The sequence below is a fragment of the Ensifer adhaerens genome (assembly GCF_000697965.2).
Taxonomy (GTDB): Bacteria; Pseudomonadota; Alphaproteobacteria; order Rhizobiales; family Rhizobiaceae; genus Ensifer; species Ensifer adhaerens.
On sequence record NZ_CP015882.1, the window covers coordinates 548,110 to 561,786 of the forward strand.

At 61.0% G+C, this 13,677-nt stretch carries 13 protein-coding genes; 11 read left to right on the top strand and 2 right to left on the bottom strand.

What is annotated here, in order from left to right:
- Positions 1 to 87: 87 nt before the first annotated feature.
- The 3 genes from FA04_RS30200 to FA04_RS30210 are packed head-to-tail and all read left to right on the top strand — an operon-like array spanning position 88 to position 2,691.
- Positions 88 to 918 (top strand): transporter substrate-binding domain-containing protein, encoded by an 831-nt coding sequence (locus FA04_RS30200; protein WP_034799943.1) that lies wholly within the window; start codon positions 88 to 90, stop codon positions 916 to 918.
- A 58-nt stretch (positions 919 to 976) separates the two neighbouring features.
- Entirely contained in the window at positions 977 to 1,951 is a 975-nt protein-coding gene (locus FA04_RS30205) for an amino acid ABC transporter permease (RefSeq protein ID WP_034799945.1), read from the top strand.
- On the top strand, positions 1,948 to 2,691 hold the full coding sequence (locus FA04_RS30210) for an amino acid ABC transporter ATP-binding protein (protein ID WP_034799947.1): 744 nt from the start codon (positions 1,948 to 1,950) through the stop codon (positions 2,689 to 2,691). Before FA04_RS30205 ends, FA04_RS30210 begins: the two co-directional genes overlap by 4 nt.
- Here FA04_RS30210 and FA04_RS34705 read toward each other — a convergent pair.
- Together FA04_RS34705 and FA04_RS30215 are read right to left on the bottom strand one after the other, a co-directional pair.
- On the bottom strand, positions 2,615 to 2,890 hold the full coding sequence (locus FA04_RS34705) for a helix-turn-helix domain-containing protein (RefSeq protein WP_082566333.1): 276 nt from the start codon (positions 2,888 to 2,890) through the stop codon (positions 2,615 to 2,617). The genes FA04_RS30210 and FA04_RS34705 overlap by 77 nt on opposite strands.
- Before the next feature lie 6 nt (positions 2,891 to 2,896).
- Entirely contained in the window at positions 2,897 to 3,721 is an 825-nt protein-coding gene (locus tag FA04_RS30215; protein ID WP_034799949.1) for an IclR family transcriptional regulator, read from the bottom strand.
- A gap of 335 nt (positions 3,722 to 4,056) precedes the next feature.
- On the opposite strand from FA04_RS30215, the gene FA04_RS30220 reads away from it, so the two are divergent.
- From FA04_RS30220 to FA04_RS30255, 8 genes are all read left to right on the top strand, one after another.
- The gene (locus FA04_RS30220; RefSeq protein WP_034799951.1) at positions 4,057 to 5,115 is read left to right on the top strand and encodes an ABC transporter ATP-binding protein; all 1,059 of its coding nucleotides are present in this window, start codon (positions 4,057 to 4,059) and stop codon (positions 5,113 to 5,115) included.
- Positions 5,115 to 5,987: an ABC transporter permease gene (locus tag FA04_RS30225; protein WP_034799957.1), complete on the top strand. Its 873-nt coding sequence runs from the start codon at positions 5,115 to 5,117 to the stop codon at positions 5,985 to 5,987. The genes FA04_RS30220 and FA04_RS30225 overlap by 1 nt, the downstream gene beginning before the upstream one ends.
- A gap of 4 nt (positions 5,988 to 5,991) precedes the next feature.
- The gene (locus FA04_RS30230; RefSeq protein WP_034799959.1) at positions 5,992 to 6,786 is read left to right on the top strand and encodes an ABC transporter permease; all 795 of its coding nucleotides are present in this window, start codon (positions 5,992 to 5,994) and stop codon (positions 6,784 to 6,786) included.
- 12 nt (positions 6,787 to 6,798) lie between these two features.
- Positions 6,799 to 7,107 carry a (2Fe-2S)-binding protein gene (locus tag FA04_RS30235; protein WP_244497253.1) on the top strand — a complete coding sequence of 103 codons (309 nt, stop codon included), beginning with the start codon at positions 6,799 to 6,801 and terminating at the stop codon, positions 7,105 to 7,107.
- Complete coding sequence (locus FA04_RS30240) at positions 7,100 to 8,503, top strand: FAD/NAD(P)-dependent oxidoreductase (protein WP_034799963.1); 1,404 nt, start codon at positions 7,100 to 7,102, stop codon at positions 8,501 to 8,503. Before FA04_RS30235 ends, FA04_RS30240 begins: the two co-directional genes overlap by 8 nt.
- Positions 8,500 to 9,642, top strand: coding sequence for an NAD(P)/FAD-dependent oxidoreductase (locus FA04_RS30245; protein ID WP_034799965.1), 1,143 nt, complete (start codon positions 8,500 to 8,502; stop codon positions 9,640 to 9,642). Before FA04_RS30240 ends, FA04_RS30245 begins: the two co-directional genes overlap by 4 nt.
- A 17-nt stretch (positions 9,643 to 9,659) precedes the next feature.
- Positions 9,660 to 10,715, top strand: coding sequence for an ABC transporter substrate-binding protein (locus tag FA04_RS30250; RefSeq protein ID WP_034799967.1), 1,056 nt, complete (start codon positions 9,660 to 9,662; stop codon positions 10,713 to 10,715).
- 1,171 nt (positions 10,716 to 11,886) lie between these two features.
- Complete coding sequence (locus tag FA04_RS30255; protein WP_034799969.1) at positions 11,887 to 13,641, top strand: lysozyme; 1,755 nt, start codon at positions 11,887 to 11,889, stop codon at positions 13,639 to 13,641.
- Positions 13,642 to 13,677: the final 36 nt, after the last annotated feature.

Sequence of the window (13,677 nt, forward strand, 5' to 3'; positions counted from 1 at the left end):
GACGGATGGCGGGCTCAGAACTCAAGATCAACCCGATGGCAGGAAGAGGACCCTGTCAAAAACCAGAACGAAAAAGGGAACGACAACATGAACACATTCGCAAAACTCACCGCGGCGGCATCGTTTGCCTTGTCGCTCGCGATCGTTCCGGCCCACGCCGGTGCCGTACTCGACCACGTGCTCGATGCAAAGACACTGAAGGTAGCGACCGACGCCAACTGGGCGCCGCAGTCCTTCATGAACGAAAAGAACGAGATGGACGGCTTCGATGTCGATGTCGCCAAGGAACTCGCCAAGCGGTTGGGTGTCGGTGTCGAGTTTGTTACCCCCGGCTGGGACATCATCACGGCCGGCAATTGGCAGGGGCGCTGGGACATGCATGTCGGCTCGATGACGCCGACAAAGGAGCGTGCCAAGGTCTTCGATTTCCCGGCCGTCTACTACTACACCCCGGCCGCCGTGGCCGTGCACAAGGACAGCCCTGTGGTCGGCCTGATCGATCTGGACGACAAGATCGTCGGCGCGACGGCGACGTCCACCTTCGAAGCCTATGCCAAACAGGATCTGACCCTCGACGCTGCTGGCGCACCTGCCTTCGAATACACCTTCAAGCCGAAAGAGGTGAAGTCCTACGCCAACTCGACGACCGCATTCGATGATTTGCGCCTCGGTGACGGCGTGCGGCTCGACGCAGTCGTATCGTCGCTGCCCAGCATTCGCGACGCAATCAAGGCCGGCTATCCGATCAAGCAGGTTGGCGACCCGGTCTTTTACGAACCGCTCGCAGTCGCCGTCGAACACGGCGACAAGGAGCTGAGCGACAAGATCGCCGAAGCGATCAAGGCGATGCAGGACGATGGCACGCTGAGCAAGCTGTCGGAGGAATGGTACGGCGTCGACTACACCGTCGTGAAGTAAGGCAGCCATGTCTGGCGGTCCGGGCAGCCGGACCGCACGTTGTCCAAAGGGACCAAAGATGCTTTATCCCGATACTGTCGAGTCCGAAATACTCGTCCACAAACCATGGTTCGTGGCCAGCATGTTCGCTGCCGTCCTCATTGCCTTCACGGCCTTCGGCCTGACCGGCACAACGATGGGCGAATTGATGCGGCCAGTGATCGGCGAGCCGCTCGAAAGCGGATTCTACGGCCGCTTTGCGACCGCCTTCGTCGTGGCGGTGCTCTTCTGCCTCAACATCGTCCTGATCGGCTTTGCGAGCCTCAGGGTCCAGATCGTGGTCGTCTGGCTCGAGTTGCTGGCGCTGTTCCTCGCCTTCTTCCAGACCTTCGATCTCAGCCTGCCCTTCATAGAGGAAAAGTTGCCGTTCCTCATCACGCAAGGGCTGGTGACGACGGTCTATGTTTCGGCGATCTCGATTGTGATTGCCTCGGCGATCGCCATCCTTGGCGCCGTGGCCAAGCTCTCGACCAACGGCTTCGCCTATGCGATTGCGAGCTTCTACACGTCCTTCTTTCGCGGTCTGCCGCTGTTGATGCAGGTTTATCTGATCTATCTCGGCCTGCCGCAGCTCGGCTTCATCATCGACGCGGTGCCGGCCGGTATTCTGGCACTTTCGCTCTGCTACGGCGCATACATGACGGAAATCTTCCGCTCCGGCATCCAGAGCATCGACCGCGGCCAGTGGGAGGCGTCGCGCTCTATCGGCTTCGGCTTCGGGCTGACGATGCGCAAGGTCATCCTGCCTCAGGCGTTGCCGGTCATCATCCCGCCGACCGGTAACCAGTTCATTTCCATGCTGAAGGACAGCTCGCTGGTCTCCGTCATCGGTGTCTGGGAGCTCATGTTTCTCGCACGGACGCTCGGCCAGAAGACCTTCCAGCATATGGAAATGCTCATATCAGCCGCCATGCTCTACTGGACGATGTCTATCGTTCTCGAGCTGATCCAGTCCCGCATCGAACGTCACTATGCCAGGAGCAAGGTCAGATGAGCGCCGAGACCATCATCGACGTCAAAAATGTTTCCAAGTGGTACGGCGCCTTCCAGGTGCTGACCGACATCAACCTGACGGTCCGCAAGGGCGAACGCATCGTGATTTGCGGTCCGTCCGGATCCGGCAAATCTACCTTGATCCGGTGCTTCAACCGCTTGGAAGCGCACCAGGAAGGTGAGATCGTCGTCAACGGCATCAACCTGCATCCGAAGATGCGCAATGTCTCGGATGTGCGCCGCAACGTCGGCATGGTGTTCCAGCACTTCAACCTTTTCCCGCACATGACCGTGCTGATGAACTGCATGGTCGGACCGATGTGGATCAACGGCGTGCCGGAAGCGGAGGCGCGGGCAAGGGCGCTCACATTCCTCGATCGGGTACGCATCCCGGAACAGGCCCACAAGTTTCCAATCCAGCTTTCCGGCGGCCAACAGCAGCGCGTCGCGATCGCGCGCTCGCTCTGCATGCAGCCGGCCGTGATGCTGTTTGACGAACCGACATCCGCGCTCGACCCCGAGATGGTGTCCGAAGTCCTTGATACCATGACGAGCCTGGCAAAGGACGGCATGACGATGGTCTGCGTCACCCACGAGATGGGGTTCGCCAGGGCCGTCGCAGATCGCGTGATCTTCATGAACTCGGGACAGATTCTCGAGGAGGCTAGGCCCGATGATTTCTTCGACAATCCAAAACACGAGCGGACCAAGCTGTTTCTCGGTCAGATCCTGAAGCATTAGCTCGGCGCCCAACAGTTTCAGCTACCAGTTGATGCTCGTTGGTGCGTTCTGATGCGCGGAACGCGCTCGGCGTGTCTCCGAACGCTTTGCGAAACTCACGCGAGAAATGCGCTGTGTCCGCGAAGCCTGTGATATTTGCAATTTCCATCACAGTCAGCGAGCCGCCGGAAAGCAGGTACCGCCCGTAGTTCAGTCGCAAAAAGGTTCAGCCCTTCTGCGCGGCCCGCAAGGCGGAGGCCGGATAACGTAGGGTCGGGTCGAAAGGATTGAGCTTACTGCTGATCGCTTGCGCCTCTGCCTTCAAGAGATCGGTGATCGTGCCGCTTCGCGTTTCCGTCAGGCGCGATGCCAGCGTGCCGATGCTCAAGGAGGCGACGGCGATGCCGTTGCGGTCAAGAACCGGCACGCCGAGCCCGGCCATGCCCTCGATCATCTCGAAGTTCATCTGGGCTGCGCCGATCCGCCTGACCTCCTCGATCTTGATGCGCAGGTCCACCTCGTCGATCGCCGCCCGGTCCATGATGCGAGGCATATTAAACTTGATGATCGCCTCGCGTTCTTCCTCTGGCAGGTGGGCGAGGATGGCGATGCTGCCCTGGCCGATGCCGAGCGGCACCTTGCCGCCGATGTCGCCGGTAAAGGAGCGGATCGGGAAGGGACCCTCGACGCGGTCGAGGCAGATTGCGTCAAAATTGCTGCGCACCAGCAGAAAGACCGTGTCGTTGAAGGTGGCGGACAGCCTCAAGAGTGACGGCCGGGCGATGTCGAGGATGCCTTCTCGCCTGCGCGCCTGCGAGGCGATCGAGAAGAACTCCAGCGACAGGCGGTAGGATTTCCCCTCTGGCATTTGCTCCACGAGGCCTTCAGCAATCAGGGTCTTCAGTAGCCGATGCGCCGATGGCTGGCTGAGATTCAGCCTCCGCGCGAGATCGATGACCCGCACACCCTCGCTCGCGTTATCTGCGAGGTCTTTCAGGATGTGGATCGCCTTGGTGAGGCTGGAGCTTCCGGCGTTCTCTGGTTCCGACATTTGCGAAAATCTTTCAAAATCTGCGTGGCATAATTCCGTATATCGGATTTTTCTAACAAAAAATTCCGAAATAGAAAATTGCATTTGTGTTTTTCGTCAATTTCCTGGAGTTAATTCACACAAGCCTTCTTCAAGGGGTGGATGTGCCAGACGTGAATAGCCGAGAGGCTATTCCGAGCGCGAAACCGTGCCTTTATCGGTGCACTCGCGTACGCCGGAGATCTCAACGCCTGAAGGAAGGTTCGATGGTTGACGACGTGTCGCAGCCGCCGGGATCGCCGACAAGAAAAATGGGGCAGGCGATCTCAGGGGTAGCGACCCAGGGGAGAATGAGCATGAGTTTCCTGAACCTTGAGAAGGTCTCCAAGTTTTATGGATCAGTCGCAGCCGTTCATGATTTCGATCTGGCGGTCGAAAAGGGCGAGTTTATCTCGCTGCTCGGGCCCTCGGGCTGCGGCAAGACGACGACCCTGCAGATGATCACTGGGCTCGTGCGTCCCTCCTCGGGCACGATCACCATGGGCGGGCGCGACATCACTCATTTGCCGCCGCCGCAACGCGAACTGGGCGTAGTCTTCCAGAGCTATGCGCTCTTCCCCCATATGACCGTGGCGCAGAATGTTTCCTTCGGCCTCGAAATGCGCAAGGTCGCAAAACCGGAGCGCGACAAACGGATCAAGGAGATCCTGTCGCTGGTCCATCTCTCGGCGCTTGCCGATCGCTACCCGCGCGAGATGTCGGGCGGGCAGCGCCAGCGCGTGGCGATTGCCCGGGCGCTTGTCATCAATCCGCCGGTGCTTTTGCTTGACGAGCCGCTATCGAACCTCGATGCGCAGCTTCGCGAGGAGATGCAGTTCGAATTGCGCCGCATCCAGCAGACCGTCGGCATCACGACGATCATGGTGACCCATGATCAGGCTGAAGCGCTGTCGATCAGCGATCGCGTCGTCGTCATGGAGAAGGGGCGCATCACCCAGGTCGATACGCCTTACGAACTCTATGAGCATCCCCGCAACGACTTCATCTCGTCCTTCGTCGGCAAGTCCAACTTCATGTGTGCGACCTCGTCCTTCAACGGCAAGGGCGCGTCGATCAGCATCGACAACACGCCGATCCGCTTCAACACCGACCGCCGCGAGCCGGATGGCAAAGTCTCGATCTTCATCCGCCCGGAAAAGCTCCGGCTGACCGAGCCCGGCGAGGGTCAGATCCAGGGGAAAGTGACGACACGCTATTTCATGGGGAGCCAATGGCTGGTCAGCGCCGAGACATCGGCGGGCGTTCTTGCCGTTGCTGTTCCCAATCTCGGTGCGCCGCCGCCGATGGAAGGCGAAACCGTTGGGCTTGCCTGGCAGAGTGCCGATTGTCGTGTGCTGGCGGGAGCGGCCAAGTGATGAGCGCCGCTACCTCCGCCATCAAGCCGCGCCAGCTCGCGCCCTTGGCTCTTTCCGGGCCGACCACCCTGTTCTTCATCGGCCTCGTGCTCTTGCCGCTTCTGTTGACGGTGATCCTCTCCTTCAACAGCTATGACTATACCGCCGGGATCCAGAGCGACTTCACCTTCGCCAACTACCTCACGGTGTTGCAGGACGAATATTATCTCTCGACCTTCTGGCGGACATTGCGGCTTGCGCTTCTGACGACGGTCATCACGGTGGCGATCGGTGTGCCGGAGGCCTACGTGCTCTCGAACATGCGCAAGCCCTGGCGGTCGATCTTCTTGCTCGTGATCATCGGCCCGCTGCTTGTTTCTGTGGTGGTGCGCACCTTCGGCTGGAGCATGCTGCTCGGCAAGAACGGCTTTGTAAACAGCGCGCTTGCCATTGTCGGCCTTGACCCGGTGCAGCTTCTCTACACCGAGACGGCGATCGTCATCGGTCTCGTCCATATCATGCTGCCGTTCATGGTTATCCCCGTCTGGACCGTTCTGCAGAAACTCGACCCGACGGTCGAGGCGGCAGCGCTCACCCTCGGCGCCTCGCGCTTCACCGCCCTTCGTCGCGTCGTCTTTCCGCAGGCGGCTCTCGGCATCCTCTCGGGCAGCCTCATCGTCTTTGCACTCTCGGCAAGCTCGTTTGCCATCCCCGGCCTGCTTGGCGGCCGGCGGCTGAAAATGGCGGCAACACTTGTCTACGACGAGTTCCTGATCGAGCTGAACTGGCCGCTCGGTGCGACCATCGCGATCATCGTGCTTGTCGCCAATCTCGTCATCATGCTCGCCTATAACCGCCTCATCGAGCGGCAGGCGAAGCGCAAGCTGGGTTGAAGCCATGCAGAGAAACGGACCCATCGCTCTCGCATTCCATAGCCTTGTCGTCGTCTTCATGCTGGCGCCGATGGTGGTCGTCTGCCTCGTGGCCTTCACGCCGGAAAACACCCTGGCGATGCCCTGGAATGGGCTGTCGCTACGGTGGTTCAAGGCGGTTTTCCATCATGCCGACTTTATGTCGTCCTTCGGCAACAGCGTAAGGCTCGCCCTGCTGTCAGCCACCATCTCCACCGTTTTTGCGGTTCCGGCGGCGCTGGCGATCACCCGCTACGATTTCCGCGGCCGTGAGGCGCTGAACGCGCTCTTCCTGTCGCCACTGATCATTCCGCACCTGGTCCTCGGCGTCGCTTTCCTGCGTCTCTTCTCGCTGATGGGCATGGGCGGGTCCTTCGGTTGGCTTGTCGCCACCCATGCGATCGTCGTCACCCCCTATACGCTGCGGCTGATCCTGGCGTCACTCACCAGCATGGACCGCAACGCCGAAAATGCGGCGCGCACGCTGGGGGCTGCGGAGTGGACGGTGTTTCGCCGGATCACCATGCCGCTCATGCTGCCAGGTGTCAGCGGCGGCTGGTTGCTCGCCTTCATCAACAGTTTTGACGAGCTGACCATGTCGATCTTCGTGACGTCGCCGTCGACGGTAACGCTGCCGGTCCGCATGTACATGTACGCAAGCGAATCCATCGATCCGATGATGGCGGCCGTTTCGACGCTCATGATCGCGCTCGCCACCATCACGATGATCATCCTGGATCGCCTGTTCGGTCTCGACCGGCTGCTTGTGGGCAAGGGCTGATATCCGATGTCGATGAACCCGTTGCTTCGGCGGCGCTACCGCCTGGACGAGACACCCGTGCCCTTCACATTGAACGGAACGGCCCAAACCGGGCGCCGTGGCGACACGGTGCTGACGGCAATACTCTCGGTGAGCGGTCACCTGAGACAGAGCGAATTCACCGGGGAGAAGCGGGCCGGCTTCTGCCTGATCGGCGCCTGTCAGGATTGTTATGTGATGACGGCGCAAGGCAGCCGCGTCCGCGCCTGCAGCACCGCCTTGCTCGCGGGCATGGCTTTCATCACCGATCTCGGCGCGGTGTCGGAGACGGCCCATGACTGAGCCGTTGCAGCCCGTCATCGTTGGCGCCGGACCGGCAGGCATACGCGCCGCCGAGCGCCTCGTGCGCGCAGGTCTCAGGCCGATCGTGCTTGACGAAGGTCAGCGCGCTGGCGGGCAGATCTATCGACGCCCGCTGATCGACGACGGTCGATCCTATCGCAGCCGCTATGGTTCGGAAGCCGGCAAGGCAAGAAGGTTACACGAGGCTTTCGAGGCACTCTTGCCTGCGATCGACTATCGCCCCGAAACGCTGGTCTGGAATGTTTCGGCGGCTGAGCACGGCAATCAGCTCGATGTCCTTTTGGCCGGCGTGCATTGGCAGATCGGCTTTTCGCAACTGATCCTGTGCACCGGCGCGACCGATCGCGTGCTGCCATTTCCGGGATGGACGACGCCTGGAGTTTACACGCTCGGCGCCTCCCAAGTGGCGCTGAAAGCCCAGGGCTGCACAATTGGCGACCGCATCGTCTTCATGGGCTCCGGTCCGCTGCTCTACCTCGTTGCCTGGCAATATATGAAGGCCGGCGCGTGCGTGGAGGCGGTGCTCGACACAGCACCCATCACGTCGAAGCGACACTTGCTGTCGCTTGCCATCCATGCGCCGCGCATCGTCGGGCTTGGTGTTTTCTACGGGCTCCAGCTCCAGCTGGCCGGCGTGAAGATCCGCAACGGCGTGCGGCCGGAGGCGGTCCTCGGGACGGGCCAGGTCGAAGGTCTTCGCTTCCGTCGGCGGGCAAGCAAAGGTGAGGTCGTCGAGACGGTATCCTGCGACGCGCTCGCCTACGGTTTTGCCCTTCGGCCAGAAACCCAGCTTGCCGATCTTGCCGGCTGCCGTTTCTGTTTTGACGAGCGCGATCGCGTGTGGCTGCCTGAGCGAGACGCCATGGGGCGCACTAGCCGGGCCAACGTATACGTTGCCGGTGACGGCAGCGGAATTGCCGGCGCCGATGCGGCGGAAGTCTCGGGCGAGCTCGCCGCGGCCGCTCTGCTCGAGGATGCGGGGAAAGCATCAGCGGATGGAGCGCGCCTGCTGGCGGCTCGCGAAGCGATCCTGCGGCAGCGTGATATCCTCGAACGTGCCTTTCCCTTCCCGGTTGATTGGTTCGAGAGGGTCCCGGACGAGACGACGCTGTGTCGTTGCGAGGAGATTACCATTGCAGAAGGACGCCGCGCCATTGCGAGCGGCTCCATCAGCGAGATCAACCGCCTGAAGGCGCTGAGCCGGGTCGGGATGGGACGTTGCCAGGGGCGCATGTGTTCCGCCGCTGCCACCGAGTTGTTGAGCGGGCTTTGTGGCGTTTCGCCCGGTGAGGTTGGTCGCCTTCGCGCTCAGGCGCCGGTCAAGCCGATCCCGCTTGGTTTCGGTGCTGCCGTAAAAGCGGAGGCTCGGTCATGAGCTGGCGCATCTCCGTCGACGTCGCGATCATCGGCGGCGGGCTGGTGGGCAGCTCCGCAGCACTTGCCATGCGTAAAGCGGGGCTTTCAGTCGCCCTCATCGATAAGGGCTATTGTGGCGCGCAGGCGAGCGGGGTGAACTATGGCGGCGTGCGCCGGCAGGGCCGCGCCCCCGAACAATTGCCTTTGTCGCAGCGCGCACACGGTATCTGGCCGCAACTCAAGGCAATGGTCGGCATCGATGCCGAGTACATGCGCTCCGGCCATCTGAAGCTCGCCCGCACGGAAAAGGATTTCGCCAAGCTCGAAGCCTATGCCCAGACGGTTCGGGACTATGGGTTGGGGCTTGAGCTCGTTGCCGGTTCGGCGTTGGCGCACCGGTTCCCCTGGCTTTCCGCCCAGGCGGTCGGCGCGTCGCTCTGCCCCGATGACGGCCACGCCAATCCGCGTCTCGTTGCGCCCGCCTTCGCAAGAGCCGCCGAGCGCGCCGGCGCGATGGTACTGGAGCAGACGCCGGTGCGCGAGGTCGCTGCGACCGGAAACGGTTTCGAGATCCTCGCCGGCGACGGCATCGAGATCCGCTGCCAACAACTGGTCAACAGCGCCGGTGCCTGGTCCGACCGCTTTGCCGCGAATTTCAACGAGCCTGTACCGCTGACACGTATCTATCCCTCGATGGTGGTCACCGAACCTCTGCCATTGCGTTTGCCCGTCAGCATGGGTGAACAGGGCGGCAGCTTCTATGGCCGGCAGGTGGCGCGCGGCAACTATGTCATGGGGGGCGGTCGCGGCCTGCCGCTTGGCGATCCCGACTATTCGCGTCCGTCGGTGACGGCTGCATCCTCCGTCATGCAGCGTGCAATCACGCTCTTTCCGCATCTGGCTGAAGCCCAGGTCATCCGCTTCTGGTCTGGAACCGAGGCGGAAATGCCCGACGGCAACCCGGTGATCGGCCCGAGCGAGACGACATCAGGCCTCTTCCACGCTTTTGGCTTCTGCGGCGCAGGTTTTCAGACCGCGCCCGCCGTCGGCGAAGTGCTCGCAGAACTCGTCACCGCGGGCCGCAGCACTACGCCGATAGACGCCTTTTCCATTGGCCGCTTCCGCAAGGTGGCGGCCGAAACTGCAGCCTCGTTGTAAACAGAAAGGGGAATACCATGATCGACCAACGGCTTACCAAAACCACGGCCCTCGCACTGCTGGCGTTCGTTGTGCAGCAGAATTGTGCCTCGGCGGAAACCAAGACGCTCTACATCGGCATGAACGGCGGAAACTTCGAACGCGCCTATACGGAGCACGTGCTGCCGCCTTTCGAAAAGGCGAACGACGTCAAGGTCGTCGTCGTACCCGGCACATCCGCTGACATCCTCGCCAAGGCAACCGCCGCCAAGGACAATCCGCAGATGCATGTCATGCTGCTTGACGATGGCGTAATGGTGCGCGCCATCGGCGGCGGTCTCTGCCAGAAGATTGCTGCTGATCCGGTGCTTGACCAGATCCAAATGGCTGCCCGCCTGAAAGACGACATGGCGATCGGCGTCGACATGGGCATGACTGGCCTTGCCTATAACAAGAAGCTCTTCGACGAGAAGGGCTGGCCGGCGCCGACCTCGTGGATGGACATGGCCGATCCCAAATTCGAAAACGCCGTCGTGTTCCAGTCGGCTTCCGCATCGAGCTTCGGCCTGCACGCCTTCCTGATGTTCAACCGCATCCAGGGCGGCGACGAGACCAACGTTGAACCGGGTTTCGACAAGTTCTCCGATACGATCGGCAAGAACGTCATCGAGTTCATCCCGAGTTCGGCGAAGATCTCCGAAATGGTGCAGACCGGAGAGGCAGCGATCTTCCCGCTGACCCCAACGGCCGTCAACAACCTCAAGGACAAGGGCATTCCAGTGGAATACGCCCAGCCGAAGGAAGGCTCCGTGGTGCTCGCCGTCACCGAATGCGTGATCGCCAACAACAGCGAACCGGAACTCAGTCAGAAGCTCGCCCACTACCTGCTTTCCGCCGAGGCACAGAGCCTGGCGCTCGACCACGGCAACATCATCCCGTCAAACATCAACGCCAAGGCCGGCACAGATGCGGCAAACGCGAAGCTCTCGACGTTTAAGGCCAACATGGAGACCGCCAAGGTCCTCGATTGGGATGCGATCAACCAGAACCGGCAGGAATGGAACAAGCGCTGGAACCGCATGATCGAACGGTAGGTATGGCGGGAACGCTTATCGGTCCACCAGGCGCGCAGGCGCGCCTGGCGGTGCGACATGGGTTCCCGGGCAATGCACCGGAAAATCCAGTCAACGACGGCGCGAACGAGGTGCTGGCGCGCTTGCTTGACCCAAGAACAATATACAGAGAACCGGTTTAGCGTACGCCGTGCGCACAACGAAAATGAGCCTCCGCAGGGGGGCGGAGGCTCGCGCGCTCAAATATTGTCGGTAACAAGTTTTATAAATATCAAGCAGTTGCACGGAAACATGAACCGTAAACGCAACGGCGGCTGCGTCGAAATAGGATGGCGGTGTGTGCAAATGCAGGTGCAGTTTGCCGATCGGGAAACCGCATAGCAACCCGCCCAAATGGACACTTTGCGTAATACATTGGGCTTAGCCAATGACGCGACGCGAGCGCTAGAAAAATCGCGTAACGTTTCGTCGGGGGCGGCTCCGCCACGTAGTGATTGCGATGTGGCTGTGAGGCATCGGCGCTCGCAATATGTACACTGAAACGATCAAATCATTGGGGAAATGCGAAGCGGTAACGCATGTAGTGCCTCTCCCGACGGTCGCGACCTAGTCTCGCGACAAACAGCGCAAATCACCAACGTCGTGCAATTGTTTTTGAACCTATGCCATCCGGGTAAGCAGCACAGCCAGTGGGATGCTTGCGGCATGGCGCTCATGGCTGCCCCCGCTCTATAATCGAGCTGTCGCGTATATCATTCACAATTGTAACGAGCTCTGTTGGAATTAACTGTTACATTTGGAACAGGTTCGTCGGCACTCGTCATGTAAAGTATCGAAAGGCTGGCTGAATAAATTCAGTCAAAGGCTATGTCCGATACTAAATGTCAGGGATTTTCGTCCGAAAATCCGACGGATATCCTTGTTTTGTCGCCAAAGTAAACATTTCTCGTTGAATTTTCAACGGGTTGGATCTTTTCCATAGTGTTGCATACGAAACCCGACGACCATCTGACGGCTCTGTCCCAATGTGAAGGAGAGCCCGACGGCGGTTGGACATGCCCTGGCGTTGGTCTGGGCGATTGGCAGGTCCCGCGTGGCGTGACCGTGCCAACTTGAACGCACAGCAAACCGACCATCAGCCGCGGCAGAACTAGCGGGCAACAGCGCGCTACAAAAACGATGGGAGGCTTCCGTGAAGACAAGTGTACGCGGCATATGCGCCATGCTCGCCGAAGAGGCAATCGTCCTATCAGCCTACAACGATGGCACAGGAACCATGACGGTCGGCGCCGGACATACGGCGGCGGCCGGTCCACCTGTTCCCCGCTCCGGCCTGACGATCACCCTGACGGAGGCGATCAACATCTTCCGCACCGATCTTGCCAAGTTCGAGGCACAGGTTCAGGCAGCCGTCAGGACCCCGGTGGCGCAGCATCAGTTCGATGCCCTTGTGTCGTGGCACTTCAATACGGGCGCGATATCGAAGGCAGGCTTGACGCAGAAGCTCAATGCCGGAGACGCTGTTGGCGCGGCCGCCGAATTTGCGCGCTGGAACAAGAGCAACGGCAAGGTGCTCGACGGCTTGGTCGCCCGTCGCGAGCGCGAAGCAGCCATGTTCGCAAAGGGAGAGTATGGCAGCCCGAAGATCCGCGTTCTGGAGAGCAGGGGCGGCCCGGAGGAAATCTTCACCGCCGACCAGATCGAGACGCTCCTCGGGGGTGCCCCGAACTCGGAAGAAGAACAGACCACCGAAGAACTGCTGGCCAATCCGATCTCGCAGCTTCTCCCGCTCAACCGGCCCAAGCAATCCGCCGCGCTCACGAACACCGTGCTTCAGGAGTTTAGAAACCTCATCCCGGAAGAGGGGCGTGATGACGCTGTGACGTTGGTCGCCGTGCGCGGCTACTACCTCAACTCGATGGGCAAGGAGAGCGCAAACGATCGCGGCGTCTACGACGACGCGATCTTCATCGTCGAGCCGAGCGGTGTCCACAACTTCAACGCCAATACGGATCCCAGCCGTTTCGGTCGCGGTATCGCGCGGCTGAAGCCACGCCAGGCGATCCGGTACAGACCCGGTCTACACGGTTTTGGGCGCAAGAACGGACCCTATCCCGCCTTCCGGCAGGACAGCGACTGCACGGTCATTCGTGATGAAACCGGTGAGGATACGGATTCGCAGGATGGCCGCTTCTGGATCAATCTCCACCGCGGCGGCGTCACGTCCACCTCAAGCCTCGGTTGCCAGACGGTCCCACCGCATCAGTGGAACGAATTCAAGACCCTCTTAGACGGTCTGCTGAAGAAGCATGGACAGGAGACTTTTTACTACTTGCTCGTCGATCAGGACGATGTCCCACAGGAGGAAACGACCATGCCTGTTATCACGCAGCCGGCACCGGCTCCGGCGACGACCGAGGCGAACCCCGCACAATTGCTGCAACAGATCCTCGCGCTCGCTGCGATGTCGCGCGGACACAAGCCCGCCAACCAGGGCGACATGACCTGGCTGGTCGATGTCTTGCGGGCACTTGTCACCCAACCGACGATCAATGGCGTTGTCCTGAATGGCGCGAAACCGGACCCGCTCGCATCGGTCAGCGACCCTGACCTGACGCCGGTCAACGGTGCGCTCGGAAAGGCGCTCGGGAATGCGCTCGACGGCCGCAAGACCGCGATAGGTGCCATCGGCATGCTCGCCACGACCCTTCTGCCAATCTTCTTTCCGCAGCTGGCGCCGGTCACGGCGATCGCTGCACCCTTGATCGAGGGGGCGGCGAACGCGGGCGCCACAGCGGCGGCGACGCATGCTGGCGGAGGGCTCGGCAGCGAGCTTGTAACGGCCGCCTTCCCTGTCTTTGCCGCGATCAGCGGCTGGGGCGTGATGGGCAAGGTTGAAAAATGGGTCCGCGCCCTTCGGGGCGGGCTTGAAGCGCCGGCCGCGTGAGAACCGCGGCTGCTCACGCCAAGACAACAGGGAAAC